This is a genomic window from Bacillus sp. z50 (assembly GCF_058313585.1).
This window is the reverse complement of record NZ_JBZFQL010000001.1, coordinates 136,921-158,419: the sequence shown is the minus strand read 5'-3', so window position 1 is coordinate 158,419 and position 21,499 is coordinate 136,921. Positions and strand designations below refer to the sequence as shown.

Here is a 21,499-nt window from a genome sequence, read left to right as displayed (position 1 = left end):
GATTTTGTTATTCTTTGTGGTTATATAAAAAGTACTAAAAATATTTTGTTTCTAAGTTTTTTCCAGTTAATCCTAAATTAGTCAACTATAAATTAAGCTCTATTCCCTATAAAATATAGTTATGAAAGTGCTTACATAGTTTGAAGGGAGGTAAAAACACTTGAAAAGATTTGCACGTGATCTATATAAAAATCGAGTCTGGCTTCTAATGGTCCTGCCTGGAACCATTTGGTTATTGGTATTCTCCTATTTACCTATGTTTGGACAAGTATTAGCTTTTAAGAAATTTCGAATCCATCCAGACGGTTTTTTTGCAAGCGTTATCAATAGTGAATGGGTAGGTTGGGATAACTTTAAATATTTGTTCAGTACAAATGATGCATGGATTATAACAAGAAATACTCTCTTATATAATATTATCTTTATTGTTGTTGGGCTTATTGCTGCTGTGGGAATAGCCATTTTGCTTAATGAGCTAGTGAATAAAAAGCAATCAAAAATTTATCAAACTTCTATCCTTTTCCCACATTTTATTTCCTGGGTTATTGGCAGCTATTTTGTTTTTACTTTCTTAAGTACTGATCATGGCCTAATGAATCATGTACTCAGTTGGTTCAATATTGATCCCATTTCATGGTATAGCGAGTCAAAATATTGGCCATTTATTCTAGTATTTATGAGCTTGTGGAAAGGTATAGGTTACGGCAGTATCGTATATTTAGCATCTATAGTTGGAATTGACCGAACATATTACGAGGCAGCAATGATTGATGGTGCTTCAAAATGGAAGCAAATAAAACATGTTACTTTACCAATGCTTAAGCCATTAATGATTATTTTAACCATTATGAATATCGGAAAGATCTTTAACTCGGACTTCGGATTGTTCTATCAGGTACCAAGAGATTCCGGAGCATTGTATTCGGTTACAAATGTTATTGATACATTCGTATACCGAGGTCTTATGAATCTTGGGGATATCGGTATGAGTACAGCAGCCGGTCTTTATCAGTCCGTTGTAGGTTTTACCCTTGTCATGATTACGAATTACATAGTCAGAAAAATTGATGAGGAAAGTGCATTGTTTTAAAGTTTTTTTCTTCGGAAAGGAGGGAGAGTCGCTCAAGCGGCTAACTTTATGGCTAAACTAGAGCAAGATCCAGCACCGGTTGTCGTTTCACAATCGATGGGAGAGCTAAAAGGGGATAAGAAAAGGAAAAAGTATCGAGACCCCCAGCAAATCTCCCCTGTCGTAAACATAATTATCAGTGTGTTTCTGGCAATATTAGCATTCATGTGTGTATTTCCATTTATCTATGTCATCATAATTTCTTTTACAAGCGAAGAAAGTATTGTAAGAAATGGATTTCAGCTATTTCCAAAAGAGTGGAGTACTGATGCATATCTTTATTTATGGAGTATGAAGGAACGATTATTCCGTTCTTATGGCGTTACCATTCTTGTTACTATCCTCGGGACCATTATAAGTGTGTTAATGATTACCTTTTATGCTTACGCTATTTCAAGACCGCAATTTAAATATCGGAAATTCTTTACTTTCCTAGCCTTTTTCACAATGCTTTTCAGCGGCGGTCTAGTACCGACTTATATAATTGTTACTCAATTTTTAGGATTGAAAAATACAATTTGGGCATTAATTTTACCGCTTGCATTGAATGCTTTCTATATCATCATAATGAGGACATTTTTCCTGAAATCAGTTTCCGAATCAATATTAGAATCAGCGCGAATTGATGGAGCTAGTGAATGGAGGATTTTTTTCCAAATCATCTTTCCACTGTCATTACCGGGTATTGCCACAATTGCATTGTTTAGCACATTAGGTTATTGGAATGACTGGTTTACGGCTTTGTTGTATATAGATAATCCGAATTTAGTGCCGTTACAAGCATTACTAATGAAAATAGAAGCAAACCTTGAATTTATGAGGCAAAATTTAGATGTTGGCTCAATACAACAAAGTTTATTTGATACGATTCCACAAGAGTCAGCTAAAATGGCAATGGTTGTTATCGCCACGTTACCAATAGCAGTTTCATACCCGTTCTTCCAAAAGTACTTCATCAGCGGACTAACTATTGGCGGCGTTAAAGAATAATATAGAAAGAGGAGAGAGGTATGAAGAAAAAATTTGTGATTCTATTAGCACTAGTTCTATCGATTGGAACAATCCTATCTGCATGCACCAGCAAAGAAAGCTCAAATGAGGAAAACGGCGGAAAAGATGGAGACCCATACGAAATTAAATGGTACACCATCGGAACACCTCAAAAGGATACGGATAAAGTATTCGATGAGGTAAATAAGTACCTAAAGGAGAAAATAAATGCCACTGTGAAAATGACTCAAATTGATTGGGGTGATTGGGCTCAAAAATCGCAAGTTATGATCAATTCAGGTGAACAATTTGACATCATTTTTACAAACGGAACCGATTATGTTCAAAATTCCCAAAAGGGTGCATTTATGGCTCTTGATGATATGTTGAATAATGAAGGAAAAGAGATGAAAGAGGTTATTGATCCTCAGTTTTTAGAAGGTATCAAGATTGATGGTAAAATTTACGGTATTCCTGCTAATAAAGAGGTAGCAAGACAAACGGTTTATACGTTTAATAAACGACTTGTAGACCAATACAACTTCGATATTTCTAAAGTGGGTTCTTTAGAAGATTTAGAGCCAATGCTGAAAACTATTAAGGAAAAAGAATCTGGTGTTACACCAATGGCTACATTTAAAGCATTTTTACGCTATGACTATGTCTTTAATGGTGAAATGCCCTTTGCATTCCCATTTGAAGGGGAAACAGATCAAGTGATTAATCCATTTGATACAGATGAAGCTATGAATATGTTTAAAACGATGCATAAATATTATAAAGCTGGCTATCTAAAAGAAGATGCTGCTACAAGTAAAGACACATGGCCAATGGATGTGGAAAATTGGTTTGTACGTATGGGTGGATCACAGCCATATGCTGATTTACTTTGGTCCCGTTCAGCTAAATACGAGGTTGTGTCTGCACCTGCTGAACCGCCAACCATTGTAAATGACTCTGTTTCTGGTTCAATTCAGGCCATTTCGGCTACATCTAAAAATCCTAAAAAAGCAATGGAATTCCTAAATTTGCTTAATACAGATTCCTATCTTCGTAACCTCGTAGATAAAGGAATTGAGGGCACCCACTATAAGAAAAACGAAGATGGAACAATAGAAGATCTTCCTGCACGTATCGACAGCTATAATATGCCATCCTATTCTTTAGGAAACCATTTCATCCTAGACCTATACAAAGAAGATCCTAAGGATAAATGGGAGAAATTCGAAGAATTTAATGCTTCTGCCGTTAAATCACCAACCCTTGGTTTCAATTTTAATAGTGATCCAGTTCGCTCAGAGCTTGCTTCGATAACGAATATTTCGAAGGAGTTTTATCCGGCGCTTGGAACAGGTTCAGTGGATCCGGAAGAATATCTGCCTAAATTCAATAAAAAATTGAAAGAGGCTGGAATCGATAAAGTATTAAAAGAAATTCAAAAGCAATATGATGAATGGAAAAGCAAACAATAATAAACATAAAAATCAAGCTGGTGCATTCCAGCTTGATTTTATTTACCATACTCCTTTTTAACCTAATAACCTAAATATTGCTATTCGATGTTATAATTAACATATATACAATTTGTATACTAAAGGATTCTAATATGAAATTTAAAGAACGCTTTACGCAAAATGTATTTAATAGACTGTTTTTGATATCCTCTATCACTATTGTTGTAACCGTTATCATTTTATTTGTTACGGTTTCAAATTATTATTCCGATATTATTATTCAAAAGGAAGTTAATATTAATACACGGACATTAGAAAGAGTAGAAGATTATTTTTCATCCAAGGATGCAGATATTAATAGAGCTATAAGAGATCTTTATATAAATGGAGAAATGATCAATGATATAACTTTCGCTCTCAACAATGGTTATGGAAAATACTTGGAGTACCATTTAGATAGATTTTCGAAAAGTAAATCTTTTACTCCTAATAATATTGATATCTATTTTAATGGTTATTTTAGTCAGGATAGTGATTTAAATGCCATTAGTTTACGTTCATATGAGAATCAATCTATTGAATATTTATTAATCAATAATAATGTCCGCTGGAATAAAAGCGTAATTGACCTTGGTACAAATGCAGATCCTTCTCTTTCTCAGGGAATACCTAACTTAAACAGGGATGGTTTGCTAAAAGAACGAAAGTTAAGAAACACAATAACAAAAAGAATCATACTGAATAACCCAGTAACACTGAAAAAAATTGGTGAAATATCATTTTACTACTCAACAGAATGGTTAGACAAAATGTTAAGAAAGCAAGAAGGAGCACCAGTATCTTTCTTTCTTATTGATAGAAATGGAGAAATTGCTTATTCGGTTAATAAAGGTATCCCGATTGATATGATTAGGGAAGTGAAACGAGAAACAAATGAGACGAAAATAGAGTGGAAGCAAGAAAACTATCACATAAACACGATTGCTAATATGGGGGAATTTACTTACATAAGTGTTATTCCCGATAAAGGATGGCAAAAGCTGACGATCATTAGAGGGACTATGTGGGTTGTTATTTGCTTTCTTATTTTAGCTGCTATTTTAATAACTTTTTCTTTTACCAGGAATTATTCCCGTCGAATTCAAAACATCGTAAAGATAGTTCGTAAGGTAGAAAATGGTGATTTGAATGCACGAATTCCGATATCAAAGCAAGAAGATGAATTATCGAAGATATCTATCAATATCAATTCGATGTTAACAGAGCTAAATAAGTATATTGAACAATCCTACCTGTTGAATATGAAGCAGCAGCAAGCCGAATTAAAAGCCCTTCAGGCACAAATAGATCCGCATTTTCTATTTAACACACTTGAGGCCATCCGAATGGTTGCAGTTGTAGAGGGTTCTAAAACATCCAGTAAAATGATTTTTCATTTATCTAAGCTTTTTCGTTATACTTTGGAATCTAAAGATACCGTACCGCTTTACACTGAAATCAGATATGTTAATCAATACTTGAAATTGATGCAATTTAAATATCCAGATAAATTAAGTGTGGATATCAACATTCCAAATGAAGTGGAACAAACAATGGTACAAAAATTAATATTACAGCCAATAATTGAAAATTATTTTGCTCATGGTTTCAAAAAAAATCAATTTAATAATGAATTATTAATCCTTGCCCACCAAGTAGGTGAAAAAATAGATATCATCGTGAAAGATAATGGCAAAGGAATGTCTGAAGATAAACTAGACATCATTGTTCAACATATTAATCATGAAGAAGGTGATGGTGTGAAATCAATCGGATTAAGAAATATTCATCAACGTCTAAAGCTTAAATATGGGGACCAGTTTGGAATTTCCTTGACCAGCATCAAAGATCAAGGTACAACGGTTAAGTTGTCTATTCCTGTGCAGGAGATCAAACATGTATAAGATACTATTAGCAGATGATGAACCGATTATCACAAAAGGACTAAAGGCCATAATAGATTGGGAGGATTATGGATTTGAAATTGCCTATACTGCCGAAAGCGGGGAGGATGCTCTTGCTTATTTAATTAATCATCCAATTGACATTCTTATCACGGACATTTTAATGGGCGAAATGTCTGGCTTGGATTTAGTTGAGGAAGTGAATAAAATAAAGCCTGAGATTAAGAGTATTGTTTTAACAGGTTATCAAGAGTTTGAGTATATAAAACAAGGATTATTGTTAGGCATTGAGAATTATTTGCTAAAACCAGTAGATGAAGAAGAATTATTAACAACTATCCAAAATACAGGCCGAAAGTTAAATTCGATCGTAAACACCAGGCAGCAGCATGATGAGACAACTCTGTTGGATAATACGTTATGGAACTATTTAACTGGTGAAATAGATCAGCACGATTTTTATGAAAGGTTGTTATTATACAGTATTGAGTTTAATGAAAAGCTTTATAATGTTTCTATATTAAATATTGAGAATTACCAAGATGGAGAGATACTAAACAAAGTTCGTAGCTTTATTGAGGAAAATTATTCAGCACTTTGTCTCTTTAGCCCTTTCCAGGAAATCGTAATCATCTATGGAGGTTATGATGAAGAGGATATATTGAGACAAAATCAAAATCTAGTCGAACATTTACATAAAGAACAGTTAGGGACCGGACTATTTTATTTATCTATGGGAAAGGTAGTCAATACGCTTGATGGATTTGAGGACAGTTTTGCGAATGCAAGGGAAAATAGTTTACTGCAGTTAAATTTCGAACCCAATGTTCTTATTTCCAATAAAAATGCAATGGATCGGCAGGAAGAAATAAAGAGACAAAAAGAAATTAAAGAAAATATCGTGAAAAAACTAATGAATGGGGAAGACGTATTCTTATTGGAGATTGATCATTTCTTTGAAAATTTGACACAGCAGTCAAATTTAATCTCTCCTCAAGTAGTGAAAAAATATACATTTGATTTAATCTGCTATATCCACTATTCCATACAGCACGATGATTTTTCTCAATATACTGCAGCTGTTGAAAGGATTGTCTATAGTACTGAAATCAGTCATATGACAACCATCCTAAAAGAGTACTGTCATGATTTACTCCAAGCCATTCATCAACATACTCATAGTCGAAGTCCGATTGTGCAAAATGTGCTTCAGTATATTCATTCACATTATCATGAAGGTCTGTCATTAAAAACACTTGGACAGCAGTTTCATATAAACGCCATTTATTTAGGCCAATTATTCCAAAAAGAAGTTGGCTTGGTGTTTTCTGAATACCTGAATCGATATCGATTAGAAAAAGCTAAGGAATTATTAAAAACAACTCATTATCGCGCTGGGGAAATCGGCAAAAAAGTAGGATATTCTGATACAACCTACTTTTATAAACAATTTAAGAAAAATATAGGGACAACACCTAGTGAATGGAGAAAGATTTGAATAATCTGGTGGAAGGGAATTGAAGATAAATCGCTAGGCCACTTTCATATCACATGAATTTACCAGTAAAAACGTATCAAATTGATACGTTTTTTTATTGCATCTTCTATTTGAGTATTCTTTATTTTATCCAATGAATCTATATTTTCCCCAATAGGAAGGGACATTTATTATTGCTAAAATTATGAAAATGATTACATATTTATACCAGTACATCCTATTTAGAAAGATGAAGATTAAGATAATTGTTTGAATAAATGTCCATGAACTCTCATAGCCTGATTCATCGACAGGATAAATCTGGATACACGGTAAGGAGAATTTATTTAGAAGAGTTTCTGATAAAAGATAAAGCACTAGGTTTTTTAGAATGCCTGATTTTTGTAATTTGAGTTGTTGGTGCCTGATGGAAAAGTATGATACTGACCTATCATCTGCCATACAATTTGTCTATTAATTTGTTCAATAGGTACCTGGAGGGATATGTAATGGAAAGAATAGAACGATTCATTCGTTATCTAGCAGATCACCAACTTCTAGAAGCTATACCCATTTCCGATTGGCGTACGAAACGTGCGATATATGAGGAACCTATTAAGTATGTATTAGAATCTGAAAGTTCTCCTTTAGTTAATAATGGTGATTGGTTAATCAATTCAGGTACAACTATGTTTCTTGAAAAAGATGTATACATACCAGAAAAATGGAGAAAGCAACAATTTGGATTAAATTTTCTAGTTGGGGCAAAGGGACGACCAACTCATCATGAGGGTTTGGTTTCGATCGATGGCTTGCCCTATCAAGGGATTGATCGAAACAGAAATTATGTGCCATTTAATGATAAAGCAAGGGGAAAAGAAAAAATTAATATCAAAATAGAATTATTTAATCCTGTTCCTCAGGCAGTAGATGAATTAAATCATCAAAATGAACCTGCGGAATATGACCCGCCTTCTCTTTATCTGATAAATGGGTGCTTGGAATTGCCGAATCCAGCAATAAAAAGTCTTTTAACAACTGTTACATGTTACTTTGAGACTGCAAAATTGCTCCCTGAAGATGATTTAATAAGAGGAAAAATCTTCGAAGCTCTAAATGAAGTTCAGTATCAAGTTCTTTTTGAAAAACCTGAATCTTTACGTGAAAGTTTACGGATAAAAGAAATAGAAGAAAAGCTAATTAAACATCTGGCATATTTACCTGGTAGCATACCGGGACAGATGTTAATGGTCGGTCAATCCCATATTGATTTAGCTTGGTTATGGCCGATGAAGGAGGCTGTCCGAAAGTGCAGTCGTACTTTTTCGACGATGAGTACTTTACTAGATGAGAATCCGAACTTTACCTATGCTCAAAGTCAACCTCAAGCATACGCATTTGTAAAAGAATATTATCCTGACATCTATCAGAGGGTTAAAAAGCATATCTCCGATGGCCGCTGGGAAATTGTCGGTGGTATGTGGGTAGAGCCTGATTTAAATATACCTTCTGGCGAATCATTGGTGCGTCAACTCTTATATGGAATGAAGTTCTATAAAGATGAATTCGGTCAACAGCCAAGAATTGAGTGGCTTCCAGATACATTTGGATATTGCGCCTCTCTACCTCAATTGTTAAAGAAAGCAGGATTAGAGTACTTTATGACAACCAAAATGAACTGGAATGATACTAATCCATTCCCATATGATTTATTTCATTGGGAGGGAATTGATGGAACAAGAATTCTTTCCTATTTAAATCATGGTTTGAATGAATATACCCATCCAAAAGAAATTGATAATCACTGGAGGAGCTATAAACAAAAGCAACTATATCCAAAACAAATGCTTCTCTATGGTCACGGGGATGGAGGTGGAGGTGTTACACAAGAAATGATTGATTATATAAACCGCTCTACCTCCCTTCCCGGACTTCCAGCAGTGGTGAATAGTACAGCACACGAATTCTTTGATGGTATTCAACAAGAAGATCCCAATTTGCCGACATGGGTTGGAGATATGTATTTAGAGCTTCACCGAGGGACATACACAACACATGCCCGGAATAAGAAATGGAATCGTAAGGCTGAGGTTCTTTTTCGAGAAGCAGAATTTTGGAGTACTATGGCAGCTTACTTTGCAAACGTTGGTACTGCTCCGTCATTGGAAAAAGGGTGGAAATCACTTCTTCTTAACCAATTTCACGATATTATTCCGGGTTCATCAATTCCTGAGGTGTATGAAAAGTCAGAAGCTGATTACAAGGAAATTTTTACTGCCGGTGAGCATGTTAAAAATAATGCTCTTGTAGTATTAGAAAAGCAAATAAATACGCTGGGTGAAGGAACCCCATTCCTTCTATTTAACAGTTTGTCATGGGCGAGGTCAGAAACGGTAAGAATTATCGGGGGATTTGAATTGGCAGGTAAGAAAGCGCTTAATAAGGATGGTGACTTTTTGCCGTCAGACATCCGCCAGCTGAAAAATGGCCAACTGGAATTATCTATTTATGTATCTGACATTCCTCAACTTGGCTACAAGACTATCTGGTTAAAGGATTATGATAATCCAAGTATAAAAGTGAATGAGGAAGTAGGTAGCCGATGGGAAACTGAATATTATTTAGTGGAATGGAATGAAAAAGGGGAAATGCTCCGCTTGTATGACAAAAAGGCACAACGTGAGGTTTTAGCACCTTGTGCACTAGCCAACCAATTTCAGTTGTTTCATGACCGGCCAATCGTGTGGGATGCCTGGGATATTGATCCAAAATTTAATGACCAGCCTGCTGATTCAATAGTTTTGCTAGGTAAAGATATTCAAAAAGGCGAGACACAGGATTCCATTCGTTTTAAATGGCAGTTGTCAAATTCCATTATTGAACAAGAAATGATTCTTTACCATCATAGTAGTCGAATTGATTTTCATACAAAAGTGAACTGGCAGGAGCAACACAAATTATTAAAAGTAGCCTTTCCTGTTGATATCCTTTGTCAAAAAGCCACATATGAAATTCCATTTGGATCAGTGGAGAGAGCAAATCACACGAATACAAGTTGGGAGAGAGCACAGTTTGAAGTGTGCGGTCATCGTTTTGCGGATCTTTCTGAAGCGGGGTATGGTGTCAGCCTGCTCAATGACTGCAAGTATGGATATGACGTAAAACATAATACCCTTCGTCTATCTTTACTTCGAGCTTCTAAATGGCCAGATCCAACAGCTGACTTAGGTAATCACGAATTTACCTACTCGCTGCTTCCACATGAAGGGGATTGGAGAGAAGCGGAAGTAGTTAAGAGAGGTTATGAATTGAATCACCCTATCGTTTGTGTAAACGCCTCCTCTCATAGTGGGAATCTTCCAAACTCACATTCTTTTATCGATATGAAGAGCAAACATGCTGTTCTCGATACATTGAAACCCTCTGAAGATGGTAAGGGGATCATTTTAAGAATGTACGAATCAAGCGGCGGCAGGGAAGAAGTACAAGTAACATTTGGAAAGTCGGTTTTTTCTGCTGATGAAACGAACCTATTGGAGGAAAAACAAGACGCTGTTCAATTTCAAAAAAATAAATTATCCTCCTATCTTAAGCCGTTTGAAGTAAAAACGATTTTAGTCTCATTCTAATCATCTCGAATCGTCTGCAAAATATCTTAAGCAGTATAGCATATATAAATCAAAGCAATGAGGGAAGAGGAGGTGGTAAAGGGTGGATAATGCGATGGATTCAGCAAAAGAAACAGAAATGATATCAATATGGGTAGAATCATTACTTTCAAAAATGACACTTAAGGAAAAGGTAGGTCAGGTAAACCAAAAGATGTATGGTTGGGAAGCCTACCGAAAAACAGAAACAGGGTACGAATTAACAGAAAAGTTTATAGACCACGTGCGATTTGGGGATGGAATCGGAGTTATTTACGGTTTGTTTCGATCCGATCCATGGTCAGGCATTCATTATGAAAATGGAATTCCCAAAAGTGAAAGTGCTGAAGTTGCGAATATGATACAGCAATATATTAAAGAAAACACACGGCTAGGTATTCCGGTTCTGCTGGCAGAGGAGTGCTCACATGGTCATCAAGGGCTCGACAGTATGATTACTCCTGTTAATTTAGGTGTAGGAGCGACATGGAATCCGGATCTACACGAAGATTTAATGGCGGCTGTAGCGGAGGAAGTTCGGGCAAAAGGGGCTCATATGGCGCTTGTATCAACACTCGATATTTTGCGGGATCCCAGATGGGGACGTTCAGAAGAATGCTTCAGTGAAGATCCGTACTTAGCTTCAAGGTTAACAGAAGCAGTGGTTAAAGGGATGCAGGGAGATAATGGTGAAACTATTCAAGCTGGAAAACTTGTGGCGGTATTAAAACACTTTGCAGCTCAGGGCAATGGAACAGGTGGCTATAATGCTGCACCTGCGTCTATAGGTGAACGAGAATTAAGGGAGATCCATCTGCCTCCAATGATTGCGGCTATACACTCCGGGGCACTTGCTTGTATGGCCGCATATAATGAAATCGATGGGATTCCATGCCATGCAAATGGCTATCTACTCAATGAAATCCTACGAGAGGAATTTGGCTTTAACGGTGCTGTTATGGCAGATGGCTGCGCTCTAGACGATTTAATCAACTTGACACAAAGCAGAGAAAAGGCGGCTGCGCTGGCTCTTGAAAGCGGAATAGATATAAGCCTTTGGGATAATGTATATACCACCTTAGAAAAGGTTATTGAAGATGGTCTTGTTAGTGAAGAACAACTTAATAAAGCCGTTAGAAGAGTTCTGACACTGAAATTTAAAATGGGATTATTCGAAAATCCATATGTTGAAACCAAGTGGGCTGGAATTACTGCACAAAAAGAGGAAATTAATTTAGAATCAGCAAGGCAGTCGATTGTTTTATTAAAAAATGAGGGAATTCTCCCGCTAAAGAACAACTTAAAAAAATTAGCGGTAATTGGGCCCAATGCCAATTCAATCTACAATCAATTGGGTGATTACACTCCGTTCCAACAAGAAGATAATGTTATTACAGTTCTTAAGGGAATCGAAAAGCTTGCAGGGGAGACAGAAGTTGTATATGAAAAAGGATGTGGCATTCGTTCACGGTCTGCGGAAGGAATCGAGAAAGCCGTCAGTCTTGCTGAAAGCTCGGATGTAGCTATTGTGGTACTAGGTGGGTCGAGCGCAAGAGACTTTAAGGCACAGTTCGATTTAAATGGAGCAGTCGTTAATATAACAGGAGAAGAGGAAATGGATTGCGGCGAAAATGTAGACTTAGCTAGTTTAGAGTTAGGCGGTCATCAATTGCAATTGTTGCAGCGAATCATGAAGACAGGTACGCCAACCATTACGATTTTGATACAGGGCCGCCCACATGCGATCCCTTGGATTGCTGGAAACGCCCCAGCGATTTTAAGCGCATGGTACCCAGGACAAATGGGTGGACAGGCAATTGCAGAAATATTGTTTGGACACGTTAATCCAAGCGGTAGATTACCTGTTTCCATCCCAAGATCTTCTATGCAAATTCCTGTATTTTATAATCACAAGGATGGGAATTACAAAAAGGACTATTTTGATATGGCAGGCAGCAGTCTATTCCCATTTGGATTTGGGCTATCTTATACGACCTTTACTTATGAAAATCTACAATGCTCGGAACAGGCTATTTCAGTAGATAAACTTTCAGCTGGACAAATATTTAATCTTTCAGTAGATGTTACCAATAGTGGTGGCAGTGATGGATATGATGTTATTCAGTTATATTTAAAGGGAAAAGAATCCAGCATTACAAGAAGAGTACGGGAATTAAAAGGATTTAAAAAGGTTTGGATAAAAGCTATGGAAACAAAAGAAGTAAATTTTGATATTGGAAAAGAAGAATTGCAAATTTACGGAAATCAAAGGCAGTATACCATAGAGCCGGGAAATTTTGATTTAGAAGTTGGCAATCCTGTTGAATCCCTAAAAGTATCACTTAAAATCGGCTGATGATTTTTAAATTTTTTGGGCAGTTTATTTAGAGATTAAGAGGAAGCCTTTTCTATTAAAACGATTTTAAAGAGGTTAGCACCTATTTTGGTAATGTGTTTATTAGTTATTCTTTTTGAATAAAGAAATACCTATTTTTATTACAAGTAGATAGAAATGATCGTAAACAAAGAGGCTGGGACATAAGTATTTCAGTCAATGATAAATCCGAACTATTAGGTGATATTTTAATAGATATTTCGCCTAATAGTTTGGATTTTTATTTTTTTTCAATAGATTGGTTACTTCTGTATATCATTATTAAACTTAGTGGAATGGAGCAGAAGCCACCGACTCCTGCGGGAAGTAGAGGAAAGGCTGAGACCCCGCAGGCTCAGCTTCCTCCCCGCGGAAAGCGAGTGGAGTAAGCGCGCAATGGAACGAATTTTTCTTCCAACTTAACTCTTTAATAAGTAACAAAGTCGATAAATTAGATTTCGTTCGTCTTTTCAGGATCGTTTATAAGTTATGTCTCATCCTCTTTGTTTTTTGAAATGTAACAGCAATGACTAAAAATACTTTATTACTATCATGTTAGCCATCTTTTTTTCCTATTTATAAGCCGAAAAGCAGAAAATCTTGTGTATAATAATACGTATCGACAAAATTCTCCAAGAGAAAATAGGTTATTTTTTGATATAATCCTATAAGTAAGTTGAAGCAAGAAGAAGGTGGCAGTTATTAATAAGGTTGAAGTTAGAGTTAGACAATTTATAGAGGATATACAGCATCCTCAGCAAAAGAAAAAATTAAATGTAAATGTCTTGGAAAGCCAATTAAGAATACATATAGAAGACTATTTTGATATGGATGGGTATACATTGTTTCACGATGTTATCGAAAGACTCGTTGAAGAAAATATTCTTATACCGATACTAAATAAACAAACAAATGGCCGGCATCCAGCCTTGCCATTATTTTATTGGGTTAATATCAAAAAAGAAATCACTAAATGGGATCGTCTTGAGATGCTTAAGCTGAATGATCGATTTGATTTTTCTTATTATGAAAACCATCCGGAATGGCAAACGGAAGATGAATGGTTCAGGGTGAAAAATCTTTATTCGTTTCTAAAATCAAGTCAGGATAGACAAATTGTTTCGCTGGAAGAGCGGAGCCTTGAGCTTTTCGGGCATGAAAAATTTCTGACTGACTCTGATCTATTCCCTGAGGGAAAGGGATTTCTACAAAGAATTGGCGTTTCGATGGAAGAATTAAAAAGTATGAAGTTTGGAGAACCGTTTGTATTTTGGTTAAAGCCGGGTGTTCAGATAGCGGATATTAAACGAGTATTAATAGTAGAAAATCTATCATTCTTCCATACTTGCGTTCAATTGCTGGAAGAAGAAATATTAGATTACGAACCGGAACTGATTATTTATGGTGAAGGTAAAAAGATAGAAAGGAGCTTCTCCTTCTTCTTTAAACTTTTCCCGAAGGATTCCTCCTATTTATTTTATTATGTAGGTGACTTAGATGCAGAGGGCTACAGCATTTGTATGAGATTGATAGATAAATATCAAGAATGCACCATTCAGCCTGCTTTAAAAATCTACCGCAAAATGCTTGACTGCATGGATCAGGCAAATTCGGAGACAGGACAGGTACGTAATGAAATACACAGGGAACGATTCTTTTCCTGGTTCACGGAAGAGGAGCAAAACAGCTTAAATGAATTATGGGCTACCAAAAACCGAATTCCGCAAGAGGTTTTAACGATTGAAACGTGGAGGAGATGGATGTGAACGAATCGTGGGAAGGCTTTTCTCAAAGGATGAAACGATTGAATCCTTTGTTCGAATTGGGAAAAGGAATGGAAATCGGTGAACTCAAGCCCTATATACAGACTATATTAATGCAAGTTCTACTGACCATGTTCTATCGTGAATTAAATGATGATGATGGCCGTAGAAAAACCGACATTTTACATATGGTTGAGGACAGCATTAAACAAATGAAGCTGACGGCTGATGAAAAGCAAATAGAAAGAATTACGAATGGTCTCTTATTTCAGGGGAAGGAAGAATACAGCAAGCCATTTGAATCCTTATATTTTGATGAAACGAGACAGGTATGGGATACTCAAACCTTTCGTTATGTGATGATGGATGAACTGTATACAAACCTGGAGATGGGTGGATCCATCGTTTATAAATTAACTGATGTTGCACAAGAAATGATTTTTATGAGTCGGGAAATGGCGGAAGAGTTCTCCATTACGATTGAACAGCTATACAGTATGCAGCTGATTAAAAATGGTAACTTCAAAAAAGCGACACGGAATTTAGATCACCTCATTTCGAGAGTGAATCGTTTAATGACAAAGGAATATTCCTTTCAGAAAGAGATGATGAACAACCCGAAAATTCTTCTCCTGGAGCAAGAACACCAGAGAGAGGAAAACAGGTGGGAGATTGAAGAACAATTTGAGGAGGAGAAAAATCATTTCCGTACCATCTCGTCTATGATTGAAAAAGCGAAACGTACGGAAGAAAATGGATTGGTTCAAAAAGAATTAATTCTTCTCCATGAAAAAATTGAACATACCAGACAGCTTCATGACCGGTTTGCAAAGCTGGTTATTCAAAATATTTCATATGAGATGAAATTAAAAGCAGAAAATCCTTCTCTATTTTGGGAAAACAGCCTTGTTTCATTCCGGGAGCATATTTATGAAAACTGGTTAATGAAAGAGGGAATTAAGGATTTCGATTTGATTGATCAAATTATTGGACCGTTGTTTTCACCCAAAAATGAATTTATTCTCCCATTGGACTGGATTTGGATGGAACAGGAATCGGCGCATACTCTCCAAATAGAAGATACGAATCAAGATGAGGATGAAGAAGAAGAATTAATCAAGCGAGTAACAGATTGGTCCTCTGTTATTAAAGCATGGAAATATGTATTTGAGTATTTACAGCAATATGGAGAATTTTCATTAGCGGATTTAGCAGATATGCCTATGGAAGTACAGGATCAATGGTTTGAAGAAAGTGAAACGATTGATTTATGGATGTTGTTTGATAAAAAACCTCTCCAAATCATGTCTCCGACAAGGAAATTGGAAACATTGACGGATGAACGTGAAATCCTCCTTCATCGATTAATGAATGAATATCCACAATTTTTATCATTGGAAGGCCGTCATATTTATACGGAGTTTGATCATCGATCAGATCCAATCTATTGGTATGGGACCAAAATGACACCATTTAAAATTTGTGTCCGGGAGGAACTAAGAATAAATGAATAATGAGATTATAAAAAAAGCTTCGCATGTGTACTTTACTTTATTAAAAGAAAAAGTAATTGATGAAACGAGCGAGCATTTTCAAACCTACTATGAGCCGGAAGTCAGACAAACTGTCCTATTACTAGCAGATGAATCCGGAACCTATATTATAGAATCGCCTAAACGTATCCATTTAGTTGTACAGCCGGCAGGGTCAGTCTTTGCGACTAATTTTACCCATATGAAGGATAAGCATAAACAAATAGAAAATAAGAAGTATTTTAATTTAATGAGTGTCATCCTAATGGCTTTTTTGGCTATGGTGGATAAGAATCAGGCAGCCAGAATTCGGACAAAGCGTGAAGGGATAACCTATTATGCATTGGAACGCCAGGTTAATGAACTGATTACAAACTGGAATCGAATGTTAAAGGAGGACCCATCCTTTGGCGAGGAACAAGCCATTGATATGCCGGATATCGTGACTACATGGGTCCATATGGTCATAGAAACGGATGATTTCGGTACAAAGAAAGGGAACAGGCGCACGCGTATCGGACTGATTACGAGCGCTATGAGACTGCTCGAAACTGAAGGGCTGATTGTGATTTTGGACAAAGATGATATACCAAAAGCTGTTCCTAAAATGGAGTTATTTGAACGGATTGAATTCCTTTACCATGATTATGACCGTTATGAACAAATGAAGGAACTTATGAGAACGGAGGAACAGGAGCATGCCGAAAATCCATCGCATTAGAATCGTCGGACTGAAATATGACGGGATGCAAAAGCAATATAAGGACACAACCTTTGATTTTCACAATGAACAAACATCAACAAACGGATTAATCGCGATGATGAATGGTGGTGGAAAAGGGGTTTTCCTGCAATCCATCTTTCAGGTACTCAAACCGGGTACAGCATGGGGCAAACAAAATAATCGTTTTTACCAACAATTTTTCTTTAATAAAAAGGAACAATTTGCACCGTATACTTTCCACATATTAATCGAATGGGAACTGGATGGTTCTGACGGGCGCCATTTAGTGACTGGTGGTATGTTCTCTGCTGAGCAAAAGAAACTGCTGGATGAGGATCTCAATGAGGAAACGGGTTCAGATGAGCGAGAAGCCAAGATTGTTCCTAATATCACTTTTTATGCCAGAGAATTTGATCGTAAAGAGGATGTAGCATTAGAGCATATTCCTCTATACGAGAATGGGCAAGTTGCTGATCCGGAAGAACTGAAGGATTATTTTAAATGGAATGGATTCGATGTTTATCGAGACATAAAAAAACATTACCGCATTCTTGATACATATGGCATTAATCGAAAAGATTGGGACATTATGAAAGAGATTAATAGGGATGAAGGCGGAGTTGGTAAATATTTCGAAGGGGCGGAGGATGATCATTCCCTTTTTCAAAAGAGAATTATCCCGACGGTCAGCCAGGTATTAAATAAAGCTGAAGCTCAAAAGAATGACCTAATCGAAATCTTTAAAAGCCAGGCCAGTATCGCAAAGGATTTGCCGGTTTTACTTAAAAGAGAACAAGCCCACAAGGAATTTTTAGAGGATATAGTTCCTTTTGAAGATCATGTCAGAATTGGTGTAGAGCATGAAGAAATTGTACAAGCAAGTACGAAGGAAGGCCAGCAGCTCCTCGGTGCTTTGGAGCATGTCATTAAACAAGAAAAAGAAGAATTGATCTCACTAGAAACAGAGATTGAACAATTAACAAAGCAACTGTCTGTCCTACGCTTTGAAAAAGATAATTTGGAGTATGCCAAGGCCCATCAGGATGTACGTAAATGGGAAGAGCAGCTTCAGAAAAACAAAGAGAAACACGAACAGTTGAAGGAAGTTGTCGCTGAAAAACAAGCAATAAGGGACGAATTCACTTTCTCCTTGTTATTAAAGGAATGGAGTGAATTTGAAAATACGATTCTTAATCTGACTGACCAAATGAGTAAACTTGAACAAAACAGTGGATTAGAACAAGTGAATCAACGAATGGAAGAAATTAAAGCCGAGGTTACAGCGGAATGGGAAAAGGCCAATCTAGATATTGCCCAATCCAATAACCAGTACCATGCTTATAAAAAGTATCTGACTAAACGGATTAAAGAATCAAGTAGTCATGATAAACAAAAGACGATTGAAATTGCTAAATTAAGTGCGGAAATTCTTTCCATTCAGGATGAGCTACAATCTTTTGAAGTGAAATCAAAGGATATGTCCACCCAATTTGGTGACCGCATCACATATGATTTATCTGGATTAATCAGTCATTTTAAACAAAATCTAATTCAGCTTCAGGAAGAGTTAAAACAACTGCAGGATAAGGATCAACAAACACAGGAGTTTCAAAATGAACTGTCTGGTTCCTTAGGAACATTACGTGAGTCACTGAAACATCTGAACTCCAAACGAGATAATTGGAAAGAGGCATACCAAAAGCAGGATTTAAAAGAATCCTCTATTTTAGAACGGATGAAATTAGTTTTGGATGATGTCTCACCATCCTTGACCCATGCTCTATTATCCAAATACGCTGCCGGAATTGAAGGTCAATTAACGCAGAATCAGGAAGAGAGTGAACAGGTTAAAAAAGAACTGTGGGAGAGTCAGCTAGACCATTATTTAAACGATGAGAATTTTTGGATTGCTAATCAGGATCTAAAAGAGTTTAAAGAGTGGATTGATGAAAAAACAGGAATAGATGTATTCTATGGGACACAGTACCTGCAATCATTGGATGAAGATGAACGTCTTCATCATCTGGAGTCCTATCCTCTTTTACCGTTTGGGTTAGTCGTAAGCCGGAATCAATGGGAAAAGATCAATCATCATCTTTTACAGGGAAGGCTATTTAAAAGCCCGGTACCTGTATATTTGAGAGAAGAGATGAATGGTACTCCGGTATCTTCTTTTGTTGTTTTGCACGGTGAGGAACATGAACTAATCACAAACCGTAATGAATTTATGAAATGGAAGATAGCAATTTCCAAGAAAATCGAAGAGAAAAAAGATGTTTTAGACGAGCTTGGAAAATCAGAGCGATCTCTTCGCCGTTTATATAACGAATTAAACAGAATGACGGATACAGATCTATGTGTAGATATTGCCAAATTCATTGAACAGGAAGAAAAGGAAATATCCAAGGCTGATACGGAATTAAAACGAACTGTTCAAATCCTCGATAAAGAAAAAGAATTACATGCTCAATTACGTGAACAACTCAATCAAAAGGTAGTGAGAATCGAGGAATGTGGAAAACATGTAGATGCATTGGAAGCATTTATTCTGGAAAAAGAAAAATATGAAGAACATAAACAATTACTTGAAGCTAAAGAAGTGCATAAAGCTACTCTTATTGCACAACAGGCTGAGATTGCCAAGGATTTAGATGAGCTGAACGATAGAAGTGCTCAATGGAATCAAACCTATTTGGAATGGAAATTGGCAATCGACCAGAGTATTAAGGAAATCGTGCAATTTGTTCATTCCGCTTCATTTCCACCTGCGGAAAAAATGGAGGGTAACGATGAAGTACCAAGCTTATCCCTGCATATATTAGATAAGATCATGGGGCAATTGAATGAATTAAAACTCTTGCAGCGCTCCAAGGAAGAACAGGCACAGGAATTACTTACATTAAAAGCTCAGAAAGAAGCCGAAATGTCTCAGAAGTCTAAATTGGAGAAGAAGCTAGCAAAGCAACATGAAGATTGGAGAGAAAGACCTGTACCTGATGAACCTATCAGTATATTAGAGGGTTTGCAGCAAACTGCTCAAAAAGAAGCGAAAGAAGCAGATAAAGAGGAGCGTAAGCAGGATAAGGAAGTAACCGTTGCGGAAACCTCTCTTAATCTGGCAAATGAACAAGCGAAAAAAGCACAGAAAAAGCTAAGCAAGCATGAACAAGAGCCGGAAAAATGGGAAGATCAGGATCTGGATGTTAAAGAGGTAGAAATTAAAGACCGAACTAAATTAACCAAAAAACAATTGGATCAGACTGAGAAGAAGTTGAAAGAGACAAACGAACGTATTAATGGATATGAGGGAGACCAATTAACATTATCCGTAATCCTCAAGGAAAATCCAGTACCTTATACAGATGAGGTCGTGGAGAGAATCAAAAATCAAGGAAAATCGTGTATATTAGCCTGGTGTGAAGCTCACCAAAACTTCCTTGAAGAAAAACAGGTTAAACATGCCAAGCTTGAACAATCGCTTCGTAAGCTAAAGCTGACGATTGAGGATAAAGATTGGGAGATTCGTTTTAAAAATGAAGTTTTGACCTCATTAGATCACATGGATACGCGCCATTACGCTCATATTGAAACCATTATTTCGAATATGAAACGATTTTCAAGAAGCGGTTTGGAGCAATTGGACCGTGATAAAGAACGAGCTGAAAAGGCGCAGGATTTCTGGGCAAGTCGTGCGAGTATGAAGGTTATGAGTATGTCCGATGCTATACGTTCCATGATTGCGAAAATGAAAATCAAAAATGAGCGTGGGACATTCCCGCTGGTCCAATTGAAGGAAGATCTATTGCCTAAAAATGCGGAAGAGGTGGAGCCACTTTTAAAGCAGCATTTCGTTATGGCAATTGATAAAATCACGAAGCAATTCGAGACAATTGATGACCATAATAAAGCGCTAGAGGTTGAAATCAAACAATTAATCAGTGATGAACAAATACTATTTGTTTCTCTTCGCAATCGTTTCCCTGAGCTGCTTGTTTATAATATGCGTACAGATAACGCGTTCATGTATGGACGACCTCAGAAGGAACATTACTCAACCTGGAAAACCATTAACCAAGGTTCTAAGACGAAGTCAGACGGAAGCGGCGGCCAAAAATTATCTGCGCGGATGGTCATGATGATGATGCTCCTATCGGTTAAGAGTGAAGCAGATAACAGCTGGGTATCATTAGTATGTGATAATCCATTTGGTCAGGCGGCATCAGCGCACGTCCTTGATCCAATTTTTGCGGTGGCAGAAAAACTGAAATTCCAATTAATCGTTGTTACACCGCCTGAATTGGTGAAAACAGAGATCAGCCAGCGCTTTGACTCTTATTATAAACTTGATTTTGTCCGTGAAAATGGTAAAGAGATTGTGACAGATACAGTGGTACCTGCCTATCGAATTTATCAGGAAGAGGAAGTTTTAGAAAGTTAAATAGAAGACAAGGAGACTGCTGAAATTC

At 36.7% G+C, this 21,499-nt stretch carries 11 protein-coding genes; all 11 read left to right on the top strand.

The genetic code is table 11. The annotated features are described in order from the left end of the window. Nucleotides 1–160: 160 nt before the first annotated feature. Entirely contained in the window at nt 161–1,090 is a 930-nt protein-coding gene (locus AC4G3N_RS00715) for an ABC transporter permease (RefSeq protein WP_066103708.1), read from the top strand. A gap of 96 nt (nt 1,091–1,186) precedes the next feature. After that, nucleotides 1,187–2,119 carry a carbohydrate ABC transporter permease gene (locus tag AC4G3N_RS00710; protein WP_491089873.1) on the top strand — a complete coding sequence of 311 codons (933 nt, stop codon included), beginning with the start codon at nt 1,187–1,189 and terminating at the stop codon, nt 2,117–2,119. Nucleotides 2,120–2,139: 20 nt separating this feature from the next. Continuing rightward, on the top strand, nt 2,140–3,591 hold the full coding sequence (locus AC4G3N_RS00705; protein WP_066103711.1) for an ABC transporter substrate-binding protein: 1,452 nt from the start codon (nt 2,140–2,142) through the stop codon (nt 3,589–3,591). A 134-nt stretch (nt 3,592–3,725) separates the two neighbouring features. After that, on the top strand, nt 3,726–5,516 hold the full coding sequence (locus AC4G3N_RS00700; RefSeq protein WP_140461483.1) for a sensor histidine kinase: 1,791 nt from the start codon (nt 3,726–3,728) through the stop codon (nt 5,514–5,516). Beyond that, complete coding sequence (locus AC4G3N_RS00695; protein ID WP_491089546.1) at nt 5,509–7,014, top strand: response regulator transcription factor; 1,506 nt, start codon at nt 5,509–5,511, stop codon at nt 7,012–7,014. The genes AC4G3N_RS00700 and AC4G3N_RS00695 overlap by 8 nt, the downstream gene beginning before the upstream one ends. Nucleotides 7,015–7,502: 488 nt before the next feature. Then, nucleotides 7,503–10,622, top strand: a complete 3,120-nt coding sequence (locus tag AC4G3N_RS00690; protein WP_491089545.1) for an alpha-mannosidase — start codon at nt 7,503–7,505, stop codon at nt 10,620–10,622. Nucleotides 10,623–10,716: 94 nt separating this feature from the next. After that, nucleotides 10,717–12,996, top strand: a complete 2,280-nt coding sequence (locus AC4G3N_RS00685; protein ID WP_491089872.1) for a glycoside hydrolase family 3 N-terminal domain-containing protein — start codon at nt 10,717–10,719, stop codon at nt 12,994–12,996. A 710-nt stretch (nt 12,997–13,706) separates the two neighbouring features. Beyond that, the gene (locus AC4G3N_RS00680; RefSeq protein ID WP_140461481.1) at nt 13,707–14,780 is read left to right on the top strand and encodes a Wadjet anti-phage system protein JetD domain-containing protein; all 1,074 of its coding nucleotides are present in this window, start codon (nt 13,707–13,709) and stop codon (nt 14,778–14,780) included. Further along, a complete protein-coding gene (locus AC4G3N_RS00675; protein ID WP_262365964.1) occupies nt 14,771–16,291 on the top strand; it encodes a hypothetical protein in 1,521 nt (506 codons plus the stop codon). The genes AC4G3N_RS00680 and AC4G3N_RS00675 overlap by 10 nt, the downstream gene beginning before the upstream one ends. Beyond that, nucleotides 16,284–17,030 (top strand): DUF6063 family protein, encoded by a 747-nt coding sequence (locus AC4G3N_RS00670; RefSeq protein ID WP_139891910.1) that lies wholly within the window; start codon nt 16,284–16,286, stop codon nt 17,028–17,030. The genes AC4G3N_RS00675 and AC4G3N_RS00670 overlap by 8 nt, the downstream gene beginning before the upstream one ends. Beyond that, on the top strand, nt 17,008–21,471 hold the full coding sequence (locus tag AC4G3N_RS00665) for a coiled-coil domain-containing protein (protein WP_140461479.1): 4,464 nt from the start codon (nt 17,008–17,010) through the stop codon (nt 21,469–21,471). The genes AC4G3N_RS00670 and AC4G3N_RS00665 overlap by 23 nt, the downstream gene beginning before the upstream one ends. Nucleotides 21,472–21,499: the final 28 nt, after the last annotated feature.